Below are 24,860 nucleotides of genomic sequence, written 5' to 3' on the forward strand. Positions count from 1 at the left end.
CAAAGTGAGAGTTGATCCCTTCGAGTCCGATTTTTGCAAATATCGCAGTCAGCGCCGCAAAGAGTGCTGATGCAAGCTAGCCGCTGGGTAAAAGAAGCTAGAGCTCCGCTGTCTTAATTTAGATACGATTGCCAAGTCTCGCTCGCGATTACTGCTAAATTCTACCCCGCATATATAGAAAAATCGCCAAAAGCGCATTCTCGCTTCGCCTAACGCTAAGAGAGATCTGTTTAAATTCTACTTCGACGCCCCTCAAAAACAAATGCCAGCGACGCAAGCGCATCCATCGTCGTTTAAATTCCACTCCGATGCCTCTCAAAAAAGCAAACTTTAAGCCCAAACCCACTACTCTAAAAGTTCAAATTTTACAAATGAAGGATACTGAATGAAAAATTTCATATTTTCCGCACTTTTGGCTCTTGGCTTCGTAGGCTGCGCCGTAAGCACCGCTCCGACGCCTGCAGGCAACTTACGCTCGCTCAAATCCGAGATCGTAAACTACACTCGCCAAAGCTCCACAGCTTACGTCTATACTTTTAGAGATCTATCCAGCGGCGAGCTCTACACCGCTCGCGCAAGCAGATATTATGCGGCTGCGGGAGATACTGCCTATATAAGTACCGCTTCAGGCGCTATCACCGATATGCGAATCATCTCGCGCAAAGCGGGTTCCGTTGCTCCGCGCGCTTATGATATCGGTAAAATCGAGACCAAACAAATGCATAAAAACGACGCTATTGCTGTACCTGAGAGCGAAAATATCAGCTTTTAATCCTACGCGATTTTAGTCGTTGCGCCCTTTAAGGTAAGCGAGCCTGCTTTTACTTTGTGAAACGTTTTTGTGTTTGCTCTCTACTCTTATGAAGGCAATAGTTTCTGTTCTTAATCATGGCGGGCTGGCGCGATTTGCTTGCGCTTTAAAGTCCGCCGATTCTTTATGCGATTGCCTGCATAAATTTTATATTTTATAAGTTGTGGAATTTTATATCTCATAAAATTCTGCGCTGCACATCTTACTTATATGGCTAGGCTCGCATTTCATATCCACTTCTTTCGCGCTTAAATTCCTTGCTAGTGCCATTTTGTCCGCAAAATTCTATATTATAGAAATACAGCCACGCTAAAATTTTAATTCGAGGAATTCTTATAAATTTACTTTCTCGCGATTTTTCGCGTACTGCTCGTTCTAAGTGTCGTATTCTTAGCCGATAAGATATCGCGTAGATTTCTAAAACTCACGCTTTGCAAATTTTGTGTCTTGAAATTTCATTCATAAAAAATTTCACGTCGTAAAATTTTTATGAAATTTCTCCCGCAAGAAAGAGGTGTTGCCGTCTGTTTACCGCAGCCTGATATAATCCCCACATCGAAATTAGAACTCCTTTCAATAATCGGCGAGACCTGTGCGGGTCTCGCTTTTTTTATGCCCGTTAAATTTGGATTTTCGGTAAATACTCGGTAACAATTTGGTAAAATTTTAGTATTTTTCAGCCTATTTTAAGCATATAATTTGTCATTTTGTGCTACTATTGCGCTTACAAACTTTTAAAGGAGTTCAAAATGAAACTAGTTAAACTTAGTTTAGCGGCAGCAGTCGCTGCAGGTGCTCTTGCTATGAGTGCAAGTGCTGTTCCGTTAGAGGAAGCTATCAAGGATGTGGATCTAAACGGATACGCTCGTATGCGATATACCCACGATCACCTTAAAAATGAAACAAATAGCAATAAGGGCGTTTGGGAATTTAAATCCGAAGTAGATTTCAAAGCTAAAATCGATGATAACTTCTTTGGTGTAGTGGGCGTTAGGTTCTTAGATAGAGATAATGGCGAGTCACTTTCTTCCTCAAATAGCCAATATCACGGTGCACAAAATCCAAGCGACAAAGATTCTGATTTCGATATCGCTAAAGCTTATTTAGGATACACTATCGGCGGTACCACTATTGCAGTCGGTCGCCAGGGCATAGGTTCGTTCTTTACCGATGATATGTATGGAGACGGTGTTAAAATTACCAGCACTGATATCGAGGGCTTGACAATTAGCGGCTTTTGGATGGATTCTTTAGAGAATGATGGAGATATTTCAAGCCTTGATTGGGGCGCAGCGGTAGATAATAAACTAACTACTGATCATAATCTATACGGTATAGGATTTATGGGCTCATACGATCCAGTATCTTTCCAGCTATGGTATAACGCTCTAGAGGACGTAGCACAGCTTTTCGCCGCAGAGTTAGCTCTAAACTTTGATATCTCTGATGATTTCAATCTCGGTGTAAAAGGTCAGTACGCATTCTCTGATTTTGACGGCGATTATAAAGATGCAGGTGCTAGTGATGCAGACTTCTGGGCAGCAGAGGCTAATGCTGGTTTCTTTGGCGTTGATTTAGCTGCAGGTTATTTAAAATTTGAACCTGATGATAAAGATAAAGTTTCTTTTGTATCTTTTGAAGATCAAGGCTCTTTTATTAGCCCGGGTGAAGAGTTGTTAGACTATAGAAACTTTAGTGGCGAAAATCACTACTGGTATGTAGTAGCAGGCTATACTATCCCTGATACTGGTATCAGAATCGGTGCCGATTACCTAGATGGTAAAGCAGATGGTGATAATGCATATGAGGTAGTAGGTAGAATTTCTTATAAATATAATGAAAAGCTAAGCTTCAAAACTTGGTATTCTCACTATAAGATTGACGATGCTGCTGGCGGTCTTGATGAGAAAAAAGATCGCATCAGATTTGAGGCTAAATACAGCTTCTAATTATTTACCTTATACGGGTAAAATTAGGGCGAAGCTTTTGCTTCGCCCTTTTTAAATTCTAAATCAAGGTTTTCTATGAAAATTTTTAAAATTTCTTTTTTAGCATGTTTTTTTGCCTTTAGTTTAAATGCCGCGGATAAAGCAAATGATGACACGTATGTATTCGAAGCCAAAGGTGAGTTTGCCAAAGAGCTAAAATCCCTGATCGAAAAGCATTCTAAAGATGAAAATGTAACCGTAAATATCTATAAAAATACTCCTAACGCCAAAGGCAATATTGTCGGCGGTGGCACAAAGATAAATCGTAACATCAACTATATCAAGGAAAAAGGTAAGGTAATCTACGATGCTAACTGTGCTTCTTGCCACGGCTCAGAAGGACAGAAGCGCGCCTATGGCAGCTCTCGTAAGCTAAAAGATCTAAGCGCGAAGGAGATTGCAATCGCGATCTCAAGCTACACCTCCGACGGGCAATATGGCAAAAAGATGAAGTATATTATGCAGCCTATCGCTGCCAAAACTACCGCTAAAGAAGTTGGCTATATCATCGGCTATCTAAAAGGCGACGATGAATTCTTATATGATAGCCCATCTCGCGCTAGCGGTAATACCGATATCTCCGCTGCTCCTAGTGAGCAGGGTTCGTATCTAAAATAAGGGGTATGCGATGAAAGTGGCAGTAGTATTAGCTAACGGATTTGAGGAGCTTGAGGCGATAAGTATCATTGATATTTTAAGACGCGCAGATATTGATGCTCTAGCCGTGGGATTAGAGAAAAAATGCGTCTGCGGTGCGCACGGCATTGAGCTTGTGGCGGATGAAATTTTGGATGATATTAAGGCGTCTGAATTTTCCATGATCGTTTTACCGGGAGGCTTACCTGGCGCGGAGAATTTAGCCAAAAGCGAGAAGCTCGGTAAGATCCTACGCGACTTTGATGCAAATAACGCAAAAATCGGCGCAATATGTGCCGCTCCATGGGCGCTAGCTACCGCGGGTGTGCTAAAAAGCTCTTACACTTGTTATCCAGGTTTTGAAAATCAGATCGCCCACCCAGGCTATACGAATTCGGCGAATGTCGTAAAAGATCAAAATATAATGACTTCGAAAGGCCCTGCTACTGCGATGGAATTCGCACTACAAATCGTCCGTGAGTTAAAAGGCGAGCAGGTTTATTCCAAGCTAAAATCCGATTTGCTTTTTAAATAAAATTTCAAGTTAGGGTCGATTCTGGCGCACCTTATTTTGCCATTTGTAAAATGTGGCGTGCTGATTTTGCTGCGCCTGAGGGCTGTAAATTTTATCTCGTTCTACACATATAATATAGCCACAATATTTATTCTGAGTATCCATAAACGACGAATGAAATTCTCACAACCCAAATTCTAAATCGAAAAACGCAAAAGACCTTGTGCGTGACAGATGGAATTTTATTGGAGTAGTTACTATTTAAACCAAACCTTACCGTCTTAGCGGCGTGGAACGTAAGTATAAAAATATTTTAGGCGTACCCTCAAGAGGACGTCGCTGAGTTGAATAAATTTCGGTGCGGCATATTCGCGATGCACTCGCTAGCTGAAGCTAAACAGATCGCGCAAAACGTGCTAAATAAGGGATCGGCGTGATCAAAAACGATAAGATCGCGCTGGGTCTAAATTTGATCAAATGGCGATGCCAATATGTCAAAAGGCAAAACGGCGCAGTTTTTGAAGGTTTTGTCGGTAAAGCACAGATCTATCTGGAAGCATATAAGCTTGTAGCGCGCGACGAAAGCGTTATTTAGAATTCCTAAAAAGGATAAAATTTAGCGCTTCTTCAAAATATCGTCGTTTAAAAATGTCACGCTGCTTTGTATCGTTTTGGTAACGCAGTCTTTAGAATTTTGCGTTTTGTCGGGTGTGGGTCTGTGTGCGATCAAATTTACGCGCCCGATTTTCGCCGTGAAATAAAAAATCCCCAGTATCGTCGCGTTTAGAAATACTCCAAAATATATCCGTTCTAATCCCCATATCCCTATGCTGGCGGCATGAATAGGCACAAAAATTATCGCGACTAAGATTGGATAATAATCCGAAATTTTATTTTTGGCAAGGATTACGGTCGTAACGATGGCGTATGCGATGAGCGTAAAAGGAGAGATAAGCAAGAGTGCAAAAAGCGCGTTTATGCGCTGATAATCTTCGTGCCCGATTAAGACGCAAAAACTACAAAACGCGAGCGTTATGAGAAAAAATAAAGGTAAAATCCACCGCGTTTTCACGTCGCGCCCTTTAAGTAGCGATAAAAAGAGCAGATGAGAGCCCAGCGCAATACAATAATAATCAAATATAACCGATGAGCTTAGAAACGTGAGTGGTATGGCGAGCAGCGTACCCGGTCCGTCAAAATATACCCCACTAAACATAAGCCACGTGATAAAGAGCATAAAAGCATATTTCAGACCCGCATAAATGGCGCAAACACAGATACTAGCAAGGATAAATCGTATAAATTTGCTCATTTGACTTTTTCCTAAATTTAGGTAATTATAGCAAACCGCGACAAACGAACGGCGCAAAATTTTAAATTTAGCCCGTGCGCTCGCCGAATCCGCTGCTGATCGCAAGCCCGTGCGCGCTAGAAGCACGCTCAATGTCTTCGTATTATTTCATCCTCGCCCGCGCCGCAAGAACAAATTTCATAAATTCTAAATCCGTTTTGCGTTATCATTGCGCTAAATTTAAAATTTTACGCAAAGGGGATCATATGAAAAATACGGCATTCATCACGGGCGCTACGAGCGGCTTTGGCGAGGCGATTGCTAGGGCGCTTAGCGCGCAAGGCTATAAGATCATTGCGCTTGGGCGTCGCAAGGAGCGGCTACAAAAGCTAGCGAGCGAGCTTGGCAACACGCACATTATCGCCGCGGATATTCGCGATAAAGCTGCGGTGTTTGATGCCGTAAGCGCGCTGCCTGAAAATTTCAAAGATGTCGAGGTGCTCGTAAATAACGCAGGGCTCGCGCTGGGGCTTGAGGGGATCGCGCAGACGCCCATAGAGGATTTAGAGACGATGGTCGATACGAATATCAAAGGTGTGCTGTATTCGACCAAGGCGGTGCTGCCGCTGATGATCGCGCGCGGCAGCGGCTATATCTTCAATCTCGGCTCGACTGCGGGCGCGTGGCCCTATCCGGGTAGCCACGTTTACGGCGCGAGCAAGGCGTTTATCAAGCAGTTTAGCCGCAATATCCGCAACGACCTGCGCGGCACTGGTATCCGCGTGACGGAGATCGCGCCTGGTATCTGCAAGAGCGAGTTTAGCCAGGTGCGCTTTAAAGGCGACGTAGCGCGCGCCGCGGCCGTGTATGAGGGAGTCGATGCAATCCTACCCGAGGATATCGCGCAGATCGTGCTAAGCTGCCTAGCGATGCCGCACCGAGTAAATATCAACGTCGTAGAGGCTATGGCGACGCAGCAGAGCTGGGCCGGGCTTTTTATCGAGAAACATTAAATTTTAAGGCGAGAAAATGAAAAAAATTATATTACTAATGTTTTTATCGGTTGCCGCGTTTGCGGTAGATGACGCGACTAGGCAGCATAATGCCGAGCTTTTCGGTATCTGGACGCTGGTGCCGCCCGTCGTGGCGATCGCGCTTGCCTTTATCACCAAAGAGGTGATCCTGTCGCTTTTCATCGGCGTTTTTAGCGGCACTTATATGCTTGCAGTCGTCGGCAACAATCCGATCTCTGCGCTTGTGGGCAGCTTTACGGATCTGGTCTCGCGCGTGGTGGGCTCGATGGCTAGCAAAGGCAACGCGGGCGTGCTTTTGCAGGTGCTTTGTATCGGCGGCGTGGTCGCTCTAATTAGCAGGACGGGCGGCACGAAGGCCGTGGCGCTTTGGATCAGCAAGCGCGCTAAAACGGGTATCTCAGCGCAAATTTCAACATGGGTTATGGGTCTTTTCGTATTTTTTGACGACTATGCAAATGCCCTGATCGTAGGCCCAGTCATGCGGCCGATCACCGATAAATTTAGAGTTAGCCGCGAAAAGCTCGCCTTCATCATCGACGCTACCGCCGCGCCGATTGCGGGCATCGCGCTAATTTCTACCTGGGTAGGTCTTGAAGTCTCTCTGATAAGAGCGGGATATGATCAGATCGGCGTGCAAAACGTAAACGCCTTTTCGATCTTCGTGCAAACCATGCCGTATCGCTTCTACAATCTTTTCATGCTTGCTTTCGTGCTTTACGTAGCGTTCATGCGCAGGGATTTCGGACCGATGCTCTCCGCCGAAAGGCGAGCGGCGGCGGGCGAAATTCATTCTAAGAATTCTAACATCGCCGAGCTAGAAGATAAAACGCTAGAGCCCAAAGAGGGGATCAAGCCGCAAGCTTCAAACGCCGTTATCCCGCTTATAGTGCTAATCTGCGGTGCGTTTGCGAGCTTTTATTTTAGCGGGCTAAGCAAGCTTGAGGGCGATTCTCTCGCGGCCGCAAAAGCCGCTCCGCTAAGCTTTGCGACGCTTCAGGCGACGTTTGGCAACGCAAACTCGTCGGTCGCTCTCTTTCAAGCGGCGCTTCTTGCTACGGTCGTGTCTATATTTATGAGCGTTTACCGTAAAATTTTTAACGTCAGAGAGGCGATCTCTACGTGGATCAAGGGGTGGAAGACGATGATCGTTACGATCGTGATCTTGCTGCTTGCCTGGTCGCTCAGCTCTGTCATCAAGGAGCTCGGCACGTCGCGCTATCTGGTCGATATGCTAAGCCAAAACACGCCGAAATTTTTGCTTCCGGTAGCGATTTTCGTGCTGGGCTCGTTCATTAGCTTTTCGACGGGCACTAGCTACGGCACGATGGGGATCCTAATGCCGCTAGCCATACCTTTGGCAAACGCCGTGGGACTTCACTACGGGCTTTCGGGCGATGCGCTTCACGCCTATATGATCGTAAATATCTCGGGCGTGCTTACGGGCGCGATTTTCGGCGATCACTGCTCGCCGATTTCGGACACCACGATCCTTTCGTCGATGGGCGCGGGTTGCGATCATATCGAGCACGTAAAGACGCAGATGCCTTACGCTCTATCCGTCGGCGCGGTCGCCGTGATAGCGGGCTATCTACCCGTAGCGCTAGGACTTAGCGTCTGGATCGCGCTACCGATGGGGCTTGCCGTTACGTGGGCTCTCGTGCGATTTGCAGGTAAAAAGATAGAGGGGTAGCTCTCGCAAATTTTAAATTTGCTTTTAAATTTTGAATTCCGCAGCGATGCGGAATTCTACTGGGCGAAATTCTAATCTGCCTTGCGGAATTTCACTCTGTAAAATTTCTTCGCGCAAGTAAAATTTTAAAACGAAATTTCAAAAAACGCGAGCAAATTTTAAAAGAGAATTTTAACTAGCCGCGTTAAAACGGCGCGTGCGCCCGCAATTTAAAATTTTTAAAGTAAACGGATAGTAAAATACCGATAAATTTCAACAAGGAGAATGAAATGAAAAATCCTAAAATGTTCCTCTGGGGGGGGTATTAGCTGCTTTATTAGTAGGCTGCGGTGACGATACCGAGGTAAAGACTAAAGAGTATTACGACGCTCATCTTGACGAAGCCAAAGAGGTTTTAGCGAAGTGTGATTTCAATACCCTTAAAGATGGAAGTAACTCATATAAGAATTGCTTGAACGCCAAAACGGTTGTAGAAGAAAAGAGTATGGCGTATTCGATTGAGTATTATAGAAAACATTTAGACGAAGCTAAGGCTATCTCAGAAAAATATAAATATAAAGAACCGGCAGATAAAAATAGCGTTGAGTATAGTAATATGATAAATGCGGAAGAAGCTATTAGAAAAGAGGCGAATGCCAGGGTAATGAGGAAATAAAGACAAAGAACCGGAGCCTGCGAGCTTTTGACTACCGCAGAAAAGACTTGCGGGCTGCGCGGCGCCTTAAAATTTAATCATTTTAAAATTTACGCCGTGCGCCTTGCCTAAATTTCTCTCGGCGGCGGTGAAATTTCGCAGTGCGGCATGCTAAATTTCACGATCTCACATGCCGCTAGTCAAATTTTCTCGGCGGCGGTTTGCGCGGCGTGCTAAATTTAACTTCGCTCGCGCCTCTTATCTGCGCCCTAGTCTAAATTTAAAATTTCAATTTGCAGCGATAGTTCGTGCGACGTGAGGCAACTCCCCATATACAACGTCTCGGCTTACGTTATTAAATTTAAAGAAGCGACAGCGTCTTTCTCACGCTATATTGTTTCAAGTCGTACGGCGGCGTTGTGCGTTAAATCTTAAATTTACGTGCTGGGCGGCGGAAGGCAGTATTTGCTTCGTAAAATTTTAACTTTCGCGCGCTGGACGACGGCTAGGCGCCATTGCTCGCGCGCCGCGTGAAGCTGCTTCTAAATCGCCGAGCCGAGTTAAATTTTTTAGCGCGCCGAAATTTTAATCTATGTGGCGCGATTTACGAAACGACGAATTTAGCCCGCCGAAATTTTAGTCTGCATTACGACGCGCCAAAATTTTAATTTGCGTTGCGATTTATAGCGCATCAAAATTTTAACTTTCACGGCACGATCTGTGATGCGCTAGAATTTTAATTTGCGTGGTGCGATCCGCGATGAACAGGAATTTTAATTTGACGTGATTTATGACACACTGGAATTCCAACCTGCGCTACGGATCTACGACGCACGGGCGCGTAGCCTAGTCGATTGCTCGCATCGCATCGAGCCGCTTTAAAAATATTTCCACCTTGCGCAGCTGTGCCGCATCTAGCGCCCTGCCCGAGCAAAAATACTCCACGCTGTTGCCGTTTGGATAATTCACACGCGAAATGCCCGTCTCTTCGCCTCTCGGCTCAAATTCCAAGGACAAATCCGCGCCTTTTAGAGATCGAAGCTTAAGCTGCGAATTCGCATCTACGGCGCGTGGCGACATGCGGCATTTGTCTTCGTCACACTGCTCTATGCCGCACGCACCGCCTGCCAGCCTGCCGTCGCGCTCGCGGGCATCAAGTTCGCCCGTTTGCGAATTTGCGCTAAATTTTATATCACCGTCTGCGTCAAATTTATCCGCACAAACCTGCGATTTTACGTCGCGCGAAGTATCCATGCCGAAGCCGCGCTCATCCGCGTTAGAAAACTCATCATACCCCACTGCGCCGTTTTTTCTGGCGCCGCACGACACTGCACGAAGTTCGCTCATACCTTGCTCTATTATATCGGGCTTGCTCTCGCCGCAACTTTCTGTGTCGCGCCCGTCGCCGCTATTATCGCGACCTTCTACGCCCCGCTTGTTCTTGCCTTTTATGCTCTCGTCGCCCGTGTTAAATTTAGCCATCCGCGAGGGCAAATCCTCGATGCTAGCAAGCTTTAACCCTCCGCCAAGCTCGCTTGCAAGGCGGTTTAGCGTGCCGTCGATGCCGTCGATGATACGCACGTGTGGCGGCAAAATTTCGCGCAAAACGTCCTTAAAATAGTTAAAATGCGTGCAACCAAGCACGAGCGAACCGAGGCGCTCAAGCTCAAATTTAGCTAGCTCCTCCCGCAGATAAGCCCAAACCGCGGGAGAGTCAAACTCCAAATCCTGCGCAAACTCCACGAGGCGAGGCAGCGGCAGGCTCCACGTCTCGCACTCCAGCCGCCCCACTAGGCGCGCGAGTTTTTCGCCCGCGATCGTTAGCGGCGTAGCGATGAGCAGCGTCGGGCGCGCGCCGAAGCTATCGGCAGCGAGCTTGACGGCGGGCTCCATGCCGATGACGGGCACGCTAAACGCGCCGCGAAGCTCCGAGATAGCCGCGCTCGTGGCGGTATTACACGCGACGACGACCCCGTCCGCGCCGCGCGATACCAAAAACCCCACCGCATCAAGGCTCAGCCGCACGATCTCGGTCCTACTTTTCGTGCCGTAGGGGACGTGATCCTCGTCGGCAAAATACAAAAACTCTGCCCCGCTAAACCGCCGCAAAGCCTCGGCGAGCACGCTTAGCCCACCAATACCAGAGTCAAAAAACGCTATTTTCAAATCTTTATCCAAGGTTAAATTTTAAAAAAGGGATTATAGCTCAATTCAGGTAAAATTTAAATTTTGAGCGGGCTTGGTGGATCCGCGACCGTTAAATTCTCGCCGCCTCGTTAAAATTCGCGGTAAATTTAATCAATTTTTTAGGGGGGGGGGGGGGTAAAATTAGCCAAATTTTACCCAGAAAGGATATTAAATGAAAAAATTGCTATTTGCGTTGGCGCTCGCCGCTTGCTTTACGTTCGGAGTGCCTAATCTCGCGACTGCAGAAAAAGAGTGCCAAAGCGGCAATATGGAATCTTGCACTCAAGCCGGTGCGTTATATCTTTATAGCGACAATCCCAATAAGGGGGTCAAATTACTTAAAGAAACTTGCGATAAAGGAGATATGAGTAGTTGCTGGATTTTGGGAAGCGAGTATATAGGAAAAGGAATTTTAGAAAAAGATATAGAAAAAGCAAAATTTTATTTTGAGAAAGCTTGCGACGGCGGATATTATATGGGCTGCATGAGTTTAGCCGTTAATATATATGGCGCAGACGATATGGAAAAAGCGGCGATTTATTACAGAAAGGGTTGCGATTTAGGAAATGCCTTGGGTAGCTTTGACTCTTGCTATAAATTTGCCATTTATAACCAACACATTATGAACAATACAAAAAAAGCGGTGCAATACTACAAAAAAGCTTGCGATATGGGCAAAGATGATCCGATTGCCGAAATTACCGATATTTGGCAAAAATCCTGCGATATGTATGAGCTACTAAAATAGCTCGCCGAGCTGCGGCCGATACAATGCGCGTCGGCTGCGGCTTAAAATCCCGCGGCGTTTAAATTTAAATCGCGGCGGTAGGCTACTAAGCTCAACGATAAAATTTTAAATTGATCGGGCGATATGCGGCAGAATTTAACGTAAATTTACACGGATCCTGCATAGATTTTGGCGCAAGCAAAGCGCTAAAATAAAGAGGCGGATTTGTCATAAGCAAATGCGTGCTAAAAGCATAGATTGGCACGCAGCAAAATTTTAAGTTAGAATTTATGAAATCTTATGCGCTTCGCCTCTGCACGGATCGGACGAAAGTAGAATTGCAAGATCGGAATTTACGCAGTCGCACGTATAAAGCTTCGCGCGAATTTTTTGATGTGGAATTTAGAATTTTAAAATTCCTAGAGCTTTGAATTTGGCGCTGAGCCTTAAAATCTCGTAGCGATAGAATTTTAAAATTTGCCGCTGCATCGCTTTAAAAATCTTGCTTGAAATTTTAATTATGCAGCGTAAAATTTTTCATTTCTGCCGGGGCGCTGCGTTTTTCTATAAAAATTTTGCTCTTTTGCTATGACGATGTGTTTTTAGTCGTAGAATTTCGTGCCTTTTTACGGCGCAGAATTTTTAGCGCGAAGTTCCTCATTATTTTTGCTTGTTAAAATTTAAGCGATAAATCTCGCGATGTAAACGCACAGCATAAGGCTCTTATCGCTAGGCGCCACTTTGAAGCGAAATGAGATAAATTCTACGTGGCGCAAAAGGCGCCCGATTAGGCCTTTCGGCCTCCTTGCATACTTCGTAAAAGCGCGATCTCCTCCGCCCAGAGGCTATCGTCGATCGTTTCTAAAATCAGCGGGATCTCGTCGATGTTCGGGTCGTTCATGATATTTTCAAACGCCGTGAGCCCCAAAAATCCGCGTCCGAGGCTCTCGTGCCGATCTTTGCGCACGCCAAGCTCGTTTTTCGTGTCGTTTAGGTGCATGCCGCTTAAAAATTTATAGCCGATCGCGCGGTCAAACTCGCTCATCGTGCGCTCGTAGGCCTGCGGGCTGCGCAGATCGTATCCTGCGGCGAACGCGTGACAGGTGTCGATACAGACGCCGATGCGATCTTTGTTTGAAATTTTATCGATCACGTAGGCGAGCTGAGCGAAATCATAGCCGAGATTGGAGCCCTGCCCGGCGGTATTTTCGAGCACGAGCTTGACGCCTGCGGTGTTTGCGATGGCGAAATTTAGCGACTCTGCGATATTATCCAGGCACACTTGAGCTGAAATTTCATTTAGATGCGAGCCCGGATGAAAGTTCAAAAGCTTAAGCCCGAGCGCCTCGCAGCGGCGTATCTCGTCCACGAAGGCGTTTAGGGACTTCTCGCGCTCCGCCTCGCGCGGATGGCCCAAATTTATGAGGTAGCTGTCGTGCACCAAGACATGCTCTGCACGGATGCCGCTTTGTCTCAGCGCGTCCTTAAACGCGACAATCTCCTCCGTGCTAAGCGGCGGCGCGTCCCATCTGCGCTGATTTTTGGCGAACATCGCAAACGCGTCCGCCCCGATCTTTGCGGCGTTTAACGGTGCGTTAAAAACCCCGCCGCTAGCACTCACGTGCGCTCCGATCCGCTTCATTCTACCTCCTAAATTTATTTTACGCCGCGTGCGGCAAAATTTTATAAACCCGAGCCGCGCGTGGATTTTTTAAATTTAAATGCGCGCTTTTTCTTTCGCACATACGCGCTGCTCGGTGAATTTCGCCGCGAAGAGCCGGCGCAGAGCGTCAATAAAACCGCGCCGTTTGCAAAGCTTAGGCGGCTACTTCGCCGAGTAATGGAATTTTGACCGCTCGCGCCGTGTTTTGGGCGGCTGCTAGAGCGCATTATTCCCGCGCGCTTATAAACGCGCGCTGCGCGAGATTTTACTCGTTTGCGATTTGCTCGCGCCGCCCGCGGAATTGCATCTCACGCGCCACAAACATTGCTCGCGGCTAGCGTAAAATTTTACTGCAGCTCGCGGATTTTGATCTTTACGCCGCGTTTTACGTCAGCGAAGCTTATGGATCTTCCGCCGCCGTCCTTGTCGCGGCAAACCTTATAATCGATAGAGCCTTTTTGCAGGCTTTGCGCTAGGCAACGGTGCTCGTCCGCATCGCTGCCGCCAAAGATCGGCTTGCCGTCTAGGATTTGACCGAGAAGTCCGCGGTAATGCTCGGCGCCGAAGAATTTTTTATTGAAAACAAGCTCGTCGTCGCACGCGCCGTTCATGCAAATTTTATCGCCTTTTAAAACCAGGCTTAGCACGCTGATGCCGCTTGCGTAAATTTGAACCTCGGTTTGATTTTTAAATTTACGCATAAAGCCCGCGTCGCTGGTGCGAGTAAGCGGCGAAATGACGGTGAAATTTACAGCTTGCGTAGAAGCGGGCTTGAGCGTGGTGGTAGCGCAGCCTGCGAGCAGAAGCGAAAGTGCAAGCGGCGCCAGAAAAGAGCATTTCATAAATAATCCTTAATTTAAGTTGGGTTTAAGTGCGTCTTGAGTAGAATACCGCCTTTAATCTTAATACCAGATTAAGTGGCCCCTTCGTCTAACGGTTAGGACATCGCCCTTTCACGGCGGTAAAACGAGTTCGAATCTCGTAGGGGTCGCCACTTCTAGTTTTAAAATTTTTTGACACAAATCTTAGCTTTTGTAAAATTCTGAAATTTTATCTAACTACTAAATTCTGAAATTATGCGCTTTTGCTGCTTCCTGCGCTATAAAATTCCAAGAAATTCTATCTGATAGTTTTAAAATTTAGCCCTGCCGAATTTATGTAATAGATTTTATACGAATATATGAAACTTAATGAAATAAAACTCGCAAATTTAGCTCTTTCTAAAAAAAATTCGCTAAATTTATCGAATGCAAAATTTTAAAGAATACGTAAATGAAATTCTAAAAAATCATCCTGGCGAGCGCGTCACGAGCTTTAGTTTCGAGGGCGAGAAATACTGGCTTAAGCAGCCGGAGTTGCGCATCCGCGGCGGATTGCTTACGAAAATATTCAAAGCAAATCCGAAAGCCGCTTTCGATTACGAAGCGCTAAAATGCGAGAGCCTGTACGTAGCCGGCGCGCCTGTGCCGCAGCTGGTGCTGCGAGACGAGAGCTTTTTCGTACTCAAAGACGGCGGCACGCCGGTGGATGAGGTGCTAAAAAGCTCGGATAAGGTATCTTGCGTGGCGCTCATTGAGGGCTACGCTGCGGCGTTAGCGCAGCTGCATTCGCGTGGCTTCATACACGGCAGACCCGCACTGCGCGACATTTTAGTAAAAAATGGCGAGATGAAATTTATAGATTTTGAAAATCGCGGCGAGCATGGTGATCTGCAAAAAGCCAAAATGCGAGATTTTTTGCTGTTTGTCTATGATCTTTGTCGCGAAGGGCTAAACGAAGGTTTGGTGCGCGCAGGCATTCGCACCTACGCCTCAAGCGGCGGGCAGGACGTAGTGCAAAGTGCGTGGGCTACGGTACTTGCGCTGCATCCGATATATTTTATCGTCAGGCTCTTGCCGCAAAAATTTAAGGATCTAAACGCGCTCGTGCGCACGTTTGAGCTCTGCCTAAAAATAATTGAGAAAAACGATGGTCAAACAAAGTAAATTCGCTAAATTTAAGCTGGTGATTATACTCGCCTATATGTCGGCTCTGGCGCCCTTATCTACCGATATGTATCTGCCCGCGCTGGAAAAGGTAAAGGCAAGCTTTGCTACGAGCGAGTTTTACACTCAACTATCGGTTGCTAGCTTTTTCATCGCTTTTGCGCTAGGACAGCTCGTTTATGGGCCGCTAAGTGATAAATTCGGTCGTAAAAAGCCGTTATACGCGGGCATTTTGCTTTTTATATGTGCGTCGCTTGCCTGCGTGAGCTTTGATAGCGTTTATGCGTTTATATTTTTTAGATTTTTGCAAGCTTTGGGCGGGTGCGCGGGAGTGGTACTTGCGAGAGCTATTATTAATGACAAATTTGAGTTGCACGAGGCTGCGGCGATGTTTGCGCTGATGATGGTCGTAGGCTCGCTAGCGCCGATGCTAGCACCAACTCTAGGCGGATTTGTGCTAGATTTTTTCTCGTGGCAAGCGATTTTTGCGATTTTGTTCGCACTTGGAATTTTGCTTTTTGCATTTATATTTTTCGGACTCGACGAGAGCGCGCAGATAGATGGGACTTCTATTCTTAGCGTAAAAGGCGTGCTTGGCGAATACGGCATAATCTTGCGAAATAAAGAATTTATGCGCTATACGCTAGGATTTGCGGTTGCGATGAGCGCACTTTTTGCTTATATCACGGGCTCTAGCTTTATATTTTTGGGCTATTATGGGCTGGGCGAGCATGCCTTTGGCGTAATATTTGGCATCAATGCTCTTGGGATGACCCTTGTTTCGGCACTAAATGCCAAACTCGTGCAAAATCGCGAACCTGCAGCTTTATTAAATTTCGGCCTAATAGCGATGCTTGTGACGAGCCTGATTTTGCTCGCATGCTCTATGCTTGACCTTCCTTTTATCTGCTTCAAGCTATCGCTTTTCGTGCTGCTCTCATCTCTTGGCTTTGTTGCGCCTAACGCCACGACGCTTGCGATGGCGCTGTATAAGGACGGCAACTCGGGCGCAGCTTCGGCGGTACTGGGGACTGCGCAGTTTGCTATCGCCGGGGCTATTTCGTTTATCGTAGGTGCGGTGGGAGCGAATAAGCCGTTTTTGCTCGCAAGTGTGATGGTGATTTGTGCTCTTTGCGCGAACGCCGTGTATTTTTTATTGCGAGAAAAGAATCAAAAATTTTAATTTTAATATTTTTTAAATTTATCGTTAAGGATTGATTAGCTAAAATTAGCTCTCGTTCTTTCAGTGTAAGAAAGACAATTCGGTAAAAAGAGGAAACAAGCCAATGAGCGATATTATCGCATATAAACTTAACGGTGAAATTTACGATACTCAAAGCATCGGCGAGCGCGCAAGCGAGGCGCAGCCGATATATTTCGATAACTCCGAGGACGCGCTAAAGGTGATCCGCCACTCCTGTGCGCATCTTTTGGCGCAGGCGGTGCGCGAGCTCTACCCGAGCGCTAAATTTTTCGTAGGACCGGCGATTGAGGATGGGTTTTACTACGACATCCGCGTCAGCAAAGATAACGGCGAGAAGCTCGGCGAAGAGGATTTAAAAGCGATCGAAAAAAAGATGCGCGCGCTTGCCGAGGCAAATTTAGAGATTAAAAAGATAGCCTCCACCAAAGAGGCGGTCGCAAAAAAATATGCAAACGACGATCTCAAGCAGGAGGTTTTAAAGCGCATCCCCGAAGGCCCGGTTAGCTTATACGCGCAGGGCGAGTTTGAGGATATCTGCCGCGGTCCGCACGTGCAAAATACGAAATTTTTGAAAAATTTCGCCCTTACGCGCATCGCGGGAGCGTATCTCGGCGGCGACGAGAAGCGCGAGATGCTAACGCGCATCTACGGCGTCGTATTTGCCGACAAAGATAGCCTTAAAAAGCACCTTACGATGCTAGAAGAAGCTAAGAAGCGCGATCACCGAAAGCTCGGAGCCGAGATGAAATTTTTCACCTTCGACGAGCAGATCGGCGCGGGACTTCCGATCTGGCTTCCTGCGGGCACGAGGATGCGCATAAAGCTCGAGGAGCACCTTTATAGGCAGCTTCGCAAGCGAGGCTACGAGCCGGTGCGCGGCCCTGAAATTTTAAAATCCGACGCATGGAAGATCAGCGGGCACTACAGCAACTACAAAGAAAATATGTATTTTACGACGATCGAGGAGCAAGAATACGGTATCAAGCCGATGAATTGCGTGGGTCATATCAAGGTTTATCAAAGTGAGATCCGCTCATATCGCGATCTGCCGCTTAAATTTTGCGAGTACGGCGTCGTGCACCGCCACGAAAAAAGCGGCGTCTTGCACGGACTTTTCCGCGTGCGCGAGTTTACGCAGGACGACGCGCATCTGTTTGTGATGCCGAGCCAGATCAAAGAAAACGTCTATGAAATTTTAGATTTCGTCGAGCTTTTGATGAAGGCTTTCGGTTTTGAATACGAGCTTGAAATTTCGACGAAACCGCAAAAGGCGGTCGGCGACGACGAGGTTTGGGAGATCGCGACGAAGGCCTTAAAAGACGCGCTTGACGAAAAGGGCTTAAAGTACGGCCTAGACGAGGGTGGCGGCGCTTTTTACGGACCTAAGATCGATATCAAAATCACCGACGCGCTCGGTCGAAAATGGCAGTGCGGCACGGTGCAGGTCGATTTTAACCTGCCTGCACGCTTCGAGCTTGGCTACATCGACGAAAATAATGAAAAAAGGCAGCCCGTGATGCTACATCGCGCGATTTTGGGAAGCTTCGAGCGCTTCGTAGGGATTTTGCTCGAGCACACCGCGGGCGAGCTTCCGTTTTGGATCTGTCCTACGCAGGTATCGATCGTGCCGATCGGTGAGGCGCACGCAAAATATGCGAAAGAAATTTTAAATTTGCTACGCGAAGCAGACATAGACGGCGAAATTTTAGATAAAAACGAAACGTTAAACAAACGAATCAGAACGGCTGAAAAGCAGAAGGTGCCGCTCATCATCGTCCTAGGCGATAATGAAGTTTCGGCTCGCAGCGTGGCCTTGCGCGATCGCAGGGCGCGCCAACAGCGAAATTTAGGGCTGGATGAGTTTTTAAATTTCGTAAAAGCTAAATTAAACGAGGTGAATTTTTGAGCAGAGGCAAAGAGGTTTTTCTAAACGAGGACATTCCGGCTAGCGAAGTCAGGTGCATAGGCGACAACGGCGAGGTTTACGGCATAATTTCAAAGGCGCAGGCGCTGCAAATCGCCGAGCGAGAGGGTGTGGATCTGGTTTTGATAGCGCCCGATGCAAAGCCGCCCGTTTGCAAGGTCATGAACTACAGTAAATTTCGCTATCAGCAGGAAAAAAAGCTCAAAGAGGCGAAAAAAAAGCAAAAAATCATCGAGGTCAAAGAGATCAAGCTGTCCGCCAAAATCGCCCAAAACGACATTAATTACAAAGTAAAACACGCGAAAGAATTCCTTGGTAGCGGCAAACACGTCAAACTTCGCGTATTTTTAAAAGGGCGCGAGATGTCAAGCCCGGAAATCGGCGTAAATTTGCTCAATAAAATTTGGGACGAATTTTTCGCAGAAGTTGCCGATCGCGATAAGGCGCCTGCGCTGGAGGGTCGCTACGTAAATATGCTGATCACGCCGAAAAAGGCGTAGCGTAAATTTAACGGTATTTTGCGCCGCGTGCGACAAAATTTTAAAATTTACGCGCTGTTTTTCCTCGCAGTACAGCGCGTAAATTTAAACTAAATAGCGTAGTTTTAAAATTTAATGCGGGCTAAGTTTATCTCTAAATTTAGCCATTTAAATTTGTATAAAATTTTTTGTATCCAGCGAAACCAAATCTTAATCGAGCGGCAAAATTTAACTTTAAATTTATCTTGCGTTAATTTAAGCTATAAAATTACTTAAATTCAAATTTTTCAAAGAAACTTTATTATATACTTCCCATTCACTTTAAAAAAAGGACGACCATGCCAAAGATGAAAAGCGTGCGCGGTGCCGTCAAGCGTTTTAAAGCGGGCAAAAACAAGATCAAAAGAGGCTCGGCGTTTCGCAGCCACATTTTGACGAAGATGTCTCAAAAACGCAAGAGGAATTTGCGCGAAGCCCAATACGTCGATTCTACGAACGTATCTGCGGTTAAAAAAATGCTTTGCAAATAGTGCGAAGTTAGTTTTTGACGAAAGTCATTCAAACTCCCCTAAATTCATGGATTTTAGGGCAAGATCCCAAAAGGGACGCCGATTAAGAAAGGATTAATATGGCAAGAGTAAAAACGGGCATCGTTAGACGCCGCCGTCACAACAAGGTGCTAAAGCTTGCGCGCGGATTTTATAGCGCAAGACGCAAACATTTCAGAAAGGCCAAAGAGCAGCTAGAAAGAAGCCTCGTTTACGCCTTCCGTGACAGACGCGCGAAAAAACGCGATTTCCGCAGACTTTGGATAGTGCGCATCAATGCAGCTTGCAGGCTAAACGACATCAGCTATTCTAAATTTATAAACGGACTTAGAAAAGCGGGCATCGAGCTTGATAGAAAAATTTTAGCAAATATGGCTATGAACGATCCCGAAGCTTTCGCAACCGTCGCGAAGAAGGCAAAAGCGGCATTAAAATAAACTTTAAAATTTGGCCGTCTTAAGGCGGCCAAATTCTTAAATTTCGACAAAGCTTTTAATTTTAAAAGCGCGTCCGCAAATTTGTCGAAATTTAAGAATTTGGGTAATTTTATTTGAGGCGGTGCAGAATGCTAAAGTCTTTGAAAAAAATCGTATCTCTTGCGCTTGTCGGTGCAGCAGGGTTCGGCTATGCGAGCGAGCAGAATTCCTGGAGCTATGCAAACGCGCAAAAATCACCTTCCAACAACACTTCCCGTTCCGATGTAATGAGCGCTGCGGATAGCTTGGGCGCGAAATTAAGTAGGCGCGACGCGGCTAGCGATAGCTCCGCGAGCGACGAGTATGAAAACTCATTTCGTATTAAGCTTGAGTATGCAAGGGGCTTTGCCAAAAAGGGCTCATATTCGGGCAGGCTTAATAATCAGCGCGTTATGATGCCTGCGTTTCGCTGGACGGGCAATAGCGGCGTAAATGCCGAGTTTTGGAACGGCATTACCAATATAGGCGGCGCGCTGGTTCCTTATGTGGCTTTCGGCTCTTACGAGGCGGCGATACCGGGCAATCAAGCTACGCAATATTTGGTCAGAAGAGAAGAAGACGCAGTTCAGATGAAGCGAAATATCGCGGCGGGCATATCAAATTTAGGCTATACCTATACCAAAAATTCTACTAGAAATTTAAATTTAGTCTATGCCGATATTGATAATTTCGTAAATTTCTACGGCAGAGAAAACATCGCGGGATACTTCATCGACGAGGTCAATACCGAGGATAACCCTTCCAATATCGCTTATATGGCTAGCATTTATAATTACATTAAATCCAAATATCCGGAGATGCTCGTTTTAGCGAATAACGGCTGGGGGGGACGCGATGCCATAGCCCCTTACGCGGACGTCTGGATGCTGCAAGAAGTAAGCGCGGACGAGTATATCAACCGCTATCGCGCCAGAACCTCGGAATTTGAAAAAGACCCCGCAAATTCCTCTAAAATTTTGCACGTCATATACAACGCAAGACCAGATCAATACGACGAGATCATAAGGCTATCTCGCGAGCGCAACGCGGCAAATCTATTCATCACCTCCGATACGAACCGCTATCCTGGAGGATACGACGATCTGCCTACCTATTTTGAAGCGCTGATGCTGGCGATCAATAACTTCACGCCTAAAAACGGCAGCCTGTTTTCGCAGGTCGCAAGAGGCGGCAACCGCATAGGCATCGAGATGCCGCGCTCGAAGGTCGATCTGGATCTTACCAAGCTAGCAAGGAATTCCGCTTATAAAAATTTAACCGATACCGACGGGCAGGAGTTTAACGTAAACGTAAGCGCGATCGGAAACTACGGCGGAGATTACAAAGACCGCTCGGGCGGCGTCAAATACGATCACAAGAGCGACGGAATTTTACTCGGAGCCTCCAAAAGAGTGGATGATCTTACGCTGGGCGTGATCTTTGGGTATCAAAAATCGGACGCTTGGTACGAGGGTAAATTCGACGGTGTCAAAGAAAACATCAAATCCTACGAGCTCGGTCTGGCGGGCAGATACGATTTTAACGAAAACGTGGATCTGGCGGTAAATTTAACATATTCGACAAACGATCATAAATTTGAAACCAACAACGGATTCGGCGCTATCCATGGCGCGAAATACAAATCGCAAATTTGGGATTTCAGCACGAGAGCAGGGTATAAATTTTTATTTGAAAACGGTTATATTAAGCCATATTTGGGGCTTGGAGTAATTAGAGTGAACGAGGATGCGATCTCTAGGCTTAAATTTAGCTCCGCTTCAAAAACCGCGCCGAACGGCACAGCGGGAATTTACGCGATCAAGGCTTTCGGCGATCTGCAGATATTCGCAAATGCTGAGTACGAGTATCGATTTAGCGGCGATTCGTATCATGCAAGCAGAAAGTATTCGGACAGGTACGACGTCGAGGGGCTTGATTATTCTAGCGGCGTATTTAACGGCGCAATCGGACTGAAATATAAGATCCTTCAAAGCGTCGGACTCAGCGCATCGTACGAGCTAAGCGAGAGCAAAAATAGCCTGGCAAGAGCCGCTTTTGACGTGGAGTTTTGATTTTAATCGGACGCAGCCCAAGATAGGCAGCTTGAAGCACGATTATAGATTCCTCTTTGCCGCAACACAAAAATTTTATGAAATTTGCGGCTAAATTTTAACGGGGCTTTGCCGCGAAATTTTAAAATTTTGGTCGTAAGATTTTTACTCGCATAATTTCTACTTTGAAATTCCAGGTAAGACCATTTTTGCGCCGTTTTGGATGCGAAGCGATGAGATAGAATCGCTGCCGCGGAATTTTGCGCGGATGCTGAGGATTTTTTAAAATTCTAAATTTTGCCCGTTTATGACTTTGCGGATCGCGTTTTATCTGTAAGGGATTTTAAAATTCTATGCGCGGCGCAACTACAGAATTTTTTAAAAGTAGCGGAATTTTAAGAATTCCAAGGGAGCATTCAAATTTTCGAGGCAAAATTTAGATTGATTGGAAGCTACCGAAACTGGGTAAAAGAAGCGAAATTTTGCGGATCGCTCCGCAAAATTTAAGAAAGATTATTTTAGCTTGTCTAGTTCGATGATGTAAGGCACCGAGTTTACTCCCGCGCTGAAGTATTTAGTAGCTAGGGCTTTTGCGGCGTTTAGCTCAGCAGCGCTTACGTCTTTGGCGCCTGCTTTGTTATCTTCAGCGTAATATTTTTTAAAAACAGCTATCTTTTGCTCGTCAGTTTTAGCATTTTTGATCTCTTTGTAGATGAGCGCGGATTTTGCGTGGCCGTCATCGCCGTGAACGGAGGTCATGACGATATCGACATTGTTATTTTTTAGTGTTTCTTCGATCCTTGCCATCTCTTTGCGGCAGAATGGGCACAAAGCGTCTGTTAGCATCAAAATCGTAGGCTTTTTAGGATCGTTTCCTAGCCTGATAATATTGTCTTTACTCTCTGCTTTGAAGACCTTACTTAGCTGTCCTGCGATGCGGTCTTGTTTGATCTGCTCCTTATAGACTACGCGTTTTTTAGGATCGATGATATCGGTAAAGATCAGATCGCCTTGGGTGAAAATGATCTCCTCTTGCGACATATTGCCTTGAGAAATCTTTAAAACTACCGCTTCAACACCCTTTGGCTCGCTAAGCGGGATGCGCTCGGCGACCTTTATTTCGATGCCTTGTGGCGCGCCGCCGTAGATGGATAGAATTTCGCTGTCGCTTAAAGCCGCGTTTAGGCTCGCTGCGAGCGCAACTGAAGTTAAAATAGCTTTTTTCATTTTTTTCCTTTGCAAAAAATTCCGCGCATTGTAGTGCAAAATTTTAAATTTTTACTTTTTCAAATAGCGTTTATTGTCGATCGTCACGATATTTCCCATCTTGTCGAGGTATTCGAGGTAGCAGATGACGAATTTTCTGCTAAGTCCCAGCTCCTCTTTGGCGTTCGTGACATTTACGAAGCCCTCTTTTTCGATGATCGCGTAGAGGCGCTTGATCGCCAGGGCCAAATTTTCGGCCTCGACGAAGAGATTGTGTGCGAGACGGACGACCTTTTTGGCATAGGTTAGCTTTTTTAGCGCGTCATCGCCGCTTTCGCGATCAATCTCCAGCTCGTCGTAAATGTTATACGGTGCAAGCGGCGCGATGCCGCCCTTTTTGATGAGATCAAAAATTTTACTCTCCAGGCTCTGCTTAAGCGCGTCAAAATCCACTCCCGATTTTACGTAAACTCCGCCCTTTTTGGAGACGATGCCGCCTCGCTCAAGCTCGCTAAGCGCGCGCGCAGCAAGATCTTCGCTGGCCCACGAGAGCTTTAGGGCGATCGAAGCGGGCGAAAAGATCGCGTAGTCGTTTTTTGAGACGATAAATTTTATGAGGCTTTTTACGTCTTCGATCGCGCTTAGATCGTAAACGCATAAATTTGCTTCGTCAAAATACGTCCCTTCTATGCCGCGCGCGATCTTTGCCGCTTCGTCGTACTCCATTCCGAAGCGCTGATACGCCGAAAATAGCCCGAATCCATGCTTGTGAAAGAGGCTTAAAATTTTAAACGCTTCGGTGAAATTTCGCTTCAAAAGCGCGGTGAGAAGCACGGCTTTGCTCTGCTTTTTTAGCGGCTCGACTACGGCGTTTAACACGCGCCCGCCGCCGATTACTCGCGAGTTTGCTAGGCAGACGAAGGGCTCATCGAATTTCAAAAACATCGTTTTATCAAATTTAAAGCTTACGAGCTTCTCGCCGCTAGGAAGTTCTTTTAAAATGAGCGCTTTTGCCGCGCTTTGCTTGCTTCCGACGCAAAACAGCACGTCTTGGTTGTGTGAAATTTCGCCGCTAAAGGTGCAGTCGGCTTCATTAAAGCCGCGGAAAAAACCCTTTTTGCTTAGGATTTGCCCCTTTTGCAGCTCGCTCGTTTTGGCATCTAAGCTCAGCGCGACGCGGTTTGGAGCCTGCGCAAGCGGCGTATCCTCGTCGTGTATCTGCACGCTTTTGACGTTAAAAATTTTACCCAGATCGCAGTTATAAAGCTTCTCGCCCTTTGAAATCGCGCCGTTAATGAGGCTGCCCGTTACGATGGTGCCGAGCCCTTTGAGCGAAAAGACGCGGTCGATGTAGTAGTGCACCACGCCGCCTCCTTGACGCTGCGCAGGCTTGATATTGAAAAGATAGTTTTTCAGCTCGGCGATGCTTGTAGGGTCTTTTATGCTGATAAAAAAGGTGTTTAAAATTTGCAGATCCTTGAATTTGGAGATGTATTCCTTGCACTGCGTCGCAACCTCGGATCTGCGCGCGTCGTCCGCAAGATCGCACTTGCTGATACATAAGATCACGCTTTTTACCCCGAGCAGCGATAAAATTTGAATATGCTCGCGGCTTTGCGGCATTAGCCCGTCGTCCGCGGCGACTACTAGCATCGCGGCGTCAAAGGCATACGCGCCGCTAATCATCGTCTTTACTAGATTTTCATGTCCAGGAACGTCGATGAAGGCGACGTTGGTATCCCCCGAGCGCAGATGCGAAAAGCTAAGATCGATCGTGATACCGCGCTGCTTTTCGCTTGGCATTCGGTCTCCCTCAAAGCCGTTTAGCGCCTT

The 24,860-nt window shown here is 46.5% G+C and carries 22 protein-coding genes, 1 tRNA gene and 1 pseudogene; 18 read left to right on the top strand and 6 right to left on the bottom strand.

Annotated features, from left to right (window positions below; translation table 11 throughout):
• Positions 1-385: 385 nt before the first annotated feature.
• The 6 genes and pseudogenes from Q0460_RS09095 (at position 386) to Q0460_RS09120 (ending at position 4,544) form a co-directional block, all read left to right on the top strand.
• On the top strand, positions 386-772 hold the full coding sequence (locus tag Q0460_RS09095; protein WP_299086443.1) for a hypothetical protein: 387 nt from the start codon (positions 386-388) through the stop codon (positions 770-772).
• Between the two features lie 788 nt (positions 773-1,560).
• A complete protein-coding gene (locus tag Q0460_RS09100) occupies positions 1,561-2,760 on the top strand; it encodes an OprD family outer membrane porin (RefSeq protein WP_005871017.1) in 1,200 nt (399 codons plus the stop codon).
• Between the two features lie 75 nt (positions 2,761-2,835).
• Positions 2,836-3,417 (top strand): cytochrome c, encoded by a 582-nt coding sequence (locus tag Q0460_RS09105; RefSeq protein ID WP_299086444.1) that lies wholly within the window; start codon positions 2,836-2,838, stop codon positions 3,415-3,417.
• A gap of 10 nt (positions 3,418-3,427) precedes the next feature.
• Positions 3,428-3,970, top strand: a complete 543-nt coding sequence (locus Q0460_RS09110; protein WP_299086445.1) for a DJ-1 family glyoxalase III — start codon at positions 3,428-3,430, stop codon at positions 3,968-3,970.
• Positions 3,971-4,284: 314 nt separating this feature from the next.
• Positions 4,285-4,386: pseudogene (locus Q0460_RS09115) on the top strand (S-ribosylhomocysteine lyase); the annotation flags it as partial.
• A complete protein-coding gene (locus Q0460_RS09120; protein WP_299086446.1) occupies positions 4,383-4,544 on the top strand; it encodes a hypothetical protein in 162 nt (53 codons plus the stop codon). The pseudogene Q0460_RS09115 and the gene Q0460_RS09120, both read left to right, overlap by 4 nt.
• A gap of 21 nt (positions 4,545-4,565) precedes the next feature.
• Here the strand turns inward: Q0460_RS09120 and Q0460_RS09125 are convergent, their stop codons facing one another.
• Entirely contained in the window at positions 4,566-5,261 is a 696-nt protein-coding gene (locus Q0460_RS09125) for a hypothetical protein (protein ID WP_299086447.1), read from the bottom strand.
• Positions 5,262-5,506: 245 nt separating this feature from the next.
• Here Q0460_RS09125 and Q0460_RS09130 point away from each other — a divergent pair, with 245 nt between their 5' ends.
• The 3 genes from Q0460_RS09130 (at position 5,507) to Q0460_RS09140 (ending at position 8,619) form a co-directional block, all read left to right on the top strand.
• Positions 5,507-6,253 (top strand): SDR family NAD(P)-dependent oxidoreductase, encoded by a 747-nt coding sequence (locus tag Q0460_RS09130; protein ID WP_299086460.1) that lies wholly within the window; start codon positions 5,507-5,509, stop codon positions 6,251-6,253.
• A 16-nt stretch (positions 6,254-6,269) separates the two neighbouring features.
• Complete coding sequence (locus tag Q0460_RS09135; RefSeq protein ID WP_299086448.1) at positions 6,270-7,964, top strand: Na+/H+ antiporter NhaC family protein; 1,695 nt, start codon at positions 6,270-6,272, stop codon at positions 7,962-7,964.
• A gap of 292 nt (positions 7,965-8,256) precedes the next feature.
• Positions 8,257-8,619, top strand: a complete 363-nt coding sequence (locus tag Q0460_RS09140; protein WP_299086461.1) for an EexN family lipoprotein — start codon at positions 8,257-8,259, stop codon at positions 8,617-8,619.
• Positions 8,620-9,444: 825 nt separating this feature from the next.
• Here Q0460_RS09140 and murI read toward each other — a convergent pair.
• Positions 9,445-10,764, bottom strand: a complete 1,320-nt coding sequence (gene murI, locus Q0460_RS09145; RefSeq protein ID WP_299086449.1) for a glutamate racemase — start codon at positions 10,762-10,764, stop codon at positions 9,445-9,447.
• A gap of 193 nt (positions 10,765-10,957) precedes the next feature.
• On the opposite strand from murI, the gene Q0460_RS09150 reads away from it, so the two are divergent.
• Entirely contained in the window at positions 10,958-11,533 is a 576-nt protein-coding gene (locus tag Q0460_RS09150) for a tetratricopeptide repeat protein (RefSeq protein ID WP_299086450.1), read from the top strand.
• Between the two features lie 766 nt (positions 11,534-12,299).
• Here the strand turns inward: Q0460_RS09150 and nfo are convergent.
• Entirely contained in the window at positions 12,300-13,154 is an 855-nt protein-coding gene (gene nfo / locus Q0460_RS09155; protein ID WP_299086451.1) for a deoxyribonuclease IV, read from the bottom strand.
• Positions 13,155-13,522: 368 nt separating this feature from the next.
• Positions 13,523-14,017, bottom strand: a complete 495-nt coding sequence (locus Q0460_RS09160; protein ID WP_299086452.1) for a hypothetical protein — start codon at positions 14,015-14,017, stop codon at positions 13,523-13,525.
• 77 nt (positions 14,018-14,094) lie between these two features.
• On the opposite strand from Q0460_RS09160, the gene Q0460_RS09165 reads away from it, so the two are divergent.
• From Q0460_RS09165 to Q0460_RS09200, 8 genes are all read left to right on the top strand, one after another.
• Positions 14,095-14,169 (top strand) — tRNA-Glu (locus tag Q0460_RS09165).
• A 253-nt stretch (positions 14,170-14,422) separates the two neighbouring features.
• Positions 14,423-15,160, top strand: a complete 738-nt coding sequence (locus Q0460_RS09170) for a spore coat protein (RefSeq protein WP_299086453.1) — start codon at positions 14,423-14,425, stop codon at positions 15,158-15,160.
• Positions 15,144-16,343 carry a multidrug effflux MFS transporter gene (locus tag Q0460_RS09175; protein ID WP_299086454.1) on the top strand — a complete coding sequence of 400 codons (1,200 nt, stop codon included), beginning with the start codon at positions 15,144-15,146 and terminating at the stop codon, positions 16,341-16,343. Before Q0460_RS09170 ends, Q0460_RS09175 begins: the two co-directional genes overlap by 17 nt.
• A 103-nt stretch (positions 16,344-16,446) precedes the next feature.
• Positions 16,447-18,270 (top strand): threonine--tRNA ligase, encoded by a 1,824-nt coding sequence (gene thrS / locus Q0460_RS09180; protein ID WP_299086455.1) that lies wholly within the window; start codon positions 16,447-16,449, stop codon positions 18,268-18,270.
• Positions 18,267-18,788 carry a translation initiation factor IF-3 gene (gene infC, locus Q0460_RS09185; RefSeq protein ID WP_299086456.1) on the top strand — a complete coding sequence of 174 codons (522 nt, stop codon included), beginning with the start codon at positions 18,267-18,269 and terminating at the stop codon, positions 18,786-18,788. Before thrS ends, infC begins: the two co-directional genes overlap by 4 nt.
• A gap of 317 nt (positions 18,789-19,105) precedes the next feature.
• The gene (gene rpmI / locus Q0460_RS09190) at positions 19,106-19,297 is read left to right on the top strand and encodes a 50S ribosomal protein L35 (protein ID WP_005871089.1); all 192 of its coding nucleotides are present in this window, start codon (positions 19,106-19,108) and stop codon (positions 19,295-19,297) included.
• A gap of 98 nt (positions 19,298-19,395) precedes the next feature.
• Complete coding sequence (gene rplT, locus Q0460_RS09195; RefSeq protein WP_295153159.1) at positions 19,396-19,752, top strand: 50S ribosomal protein L20; 357 nt, start codon at positions 19,396-19,398, stop codon at positions 19,750-19,752.
• A gap of 128 nt (positions 19,753-19,880) precedes the next feature.
• On the top strand, positions 19,881-21,842 hold the full coding sequence (locus Q0460_RS09200; protein WP_299086457.1) for an autotransporter domain-containing protein: 1,962 nt from the start codon (positions 19,881-19,883) through the stop codon (positions 21,840-21,842).
• A gap of 492 nt (positions 21,843-22,334) precedes the next feature.
• Here the strand turns inward: Q0460_RS09200 and Q0460_RS09205 are convergent, their stop codons facing one another.
• Together Q0460_RS09205 and Q0460_RS09210 are read right to left on the bottom strand one after the other, a co-directional pair.
• The gene (locus Q0460_RS09205; protein WP_299086458.1) at positions 22,335-23,048 is read right to left on the bottom strand and encodes a histidine kinase; all 714 of its coding nucleotides are present in this window, start codon (positions 23,046-23,048) and stop codon (positions 22,335-22,337) included.
• A gap of 51 nt (positions 23,049-23,099) precedes the next feature.
• Positions 23,100-24,860, bottom strand: a 1,761-nt coding sequence (locus Q0460_RS09210) for a selenocysteine-specific translation elongation factor (protein WP_299086459.1), incomplete at its 5' end; no start/stop codon positions are given.

This window comes from uncultured Campylobacter sp., assembly GCF_937980635.1.
In the GTDB taxonomy this organism is placed as follows: Bacteria; Campylobacterota; Campylobacteria; order Campylobacterales; family Campylobacteraceae; genus Campylobacter_B.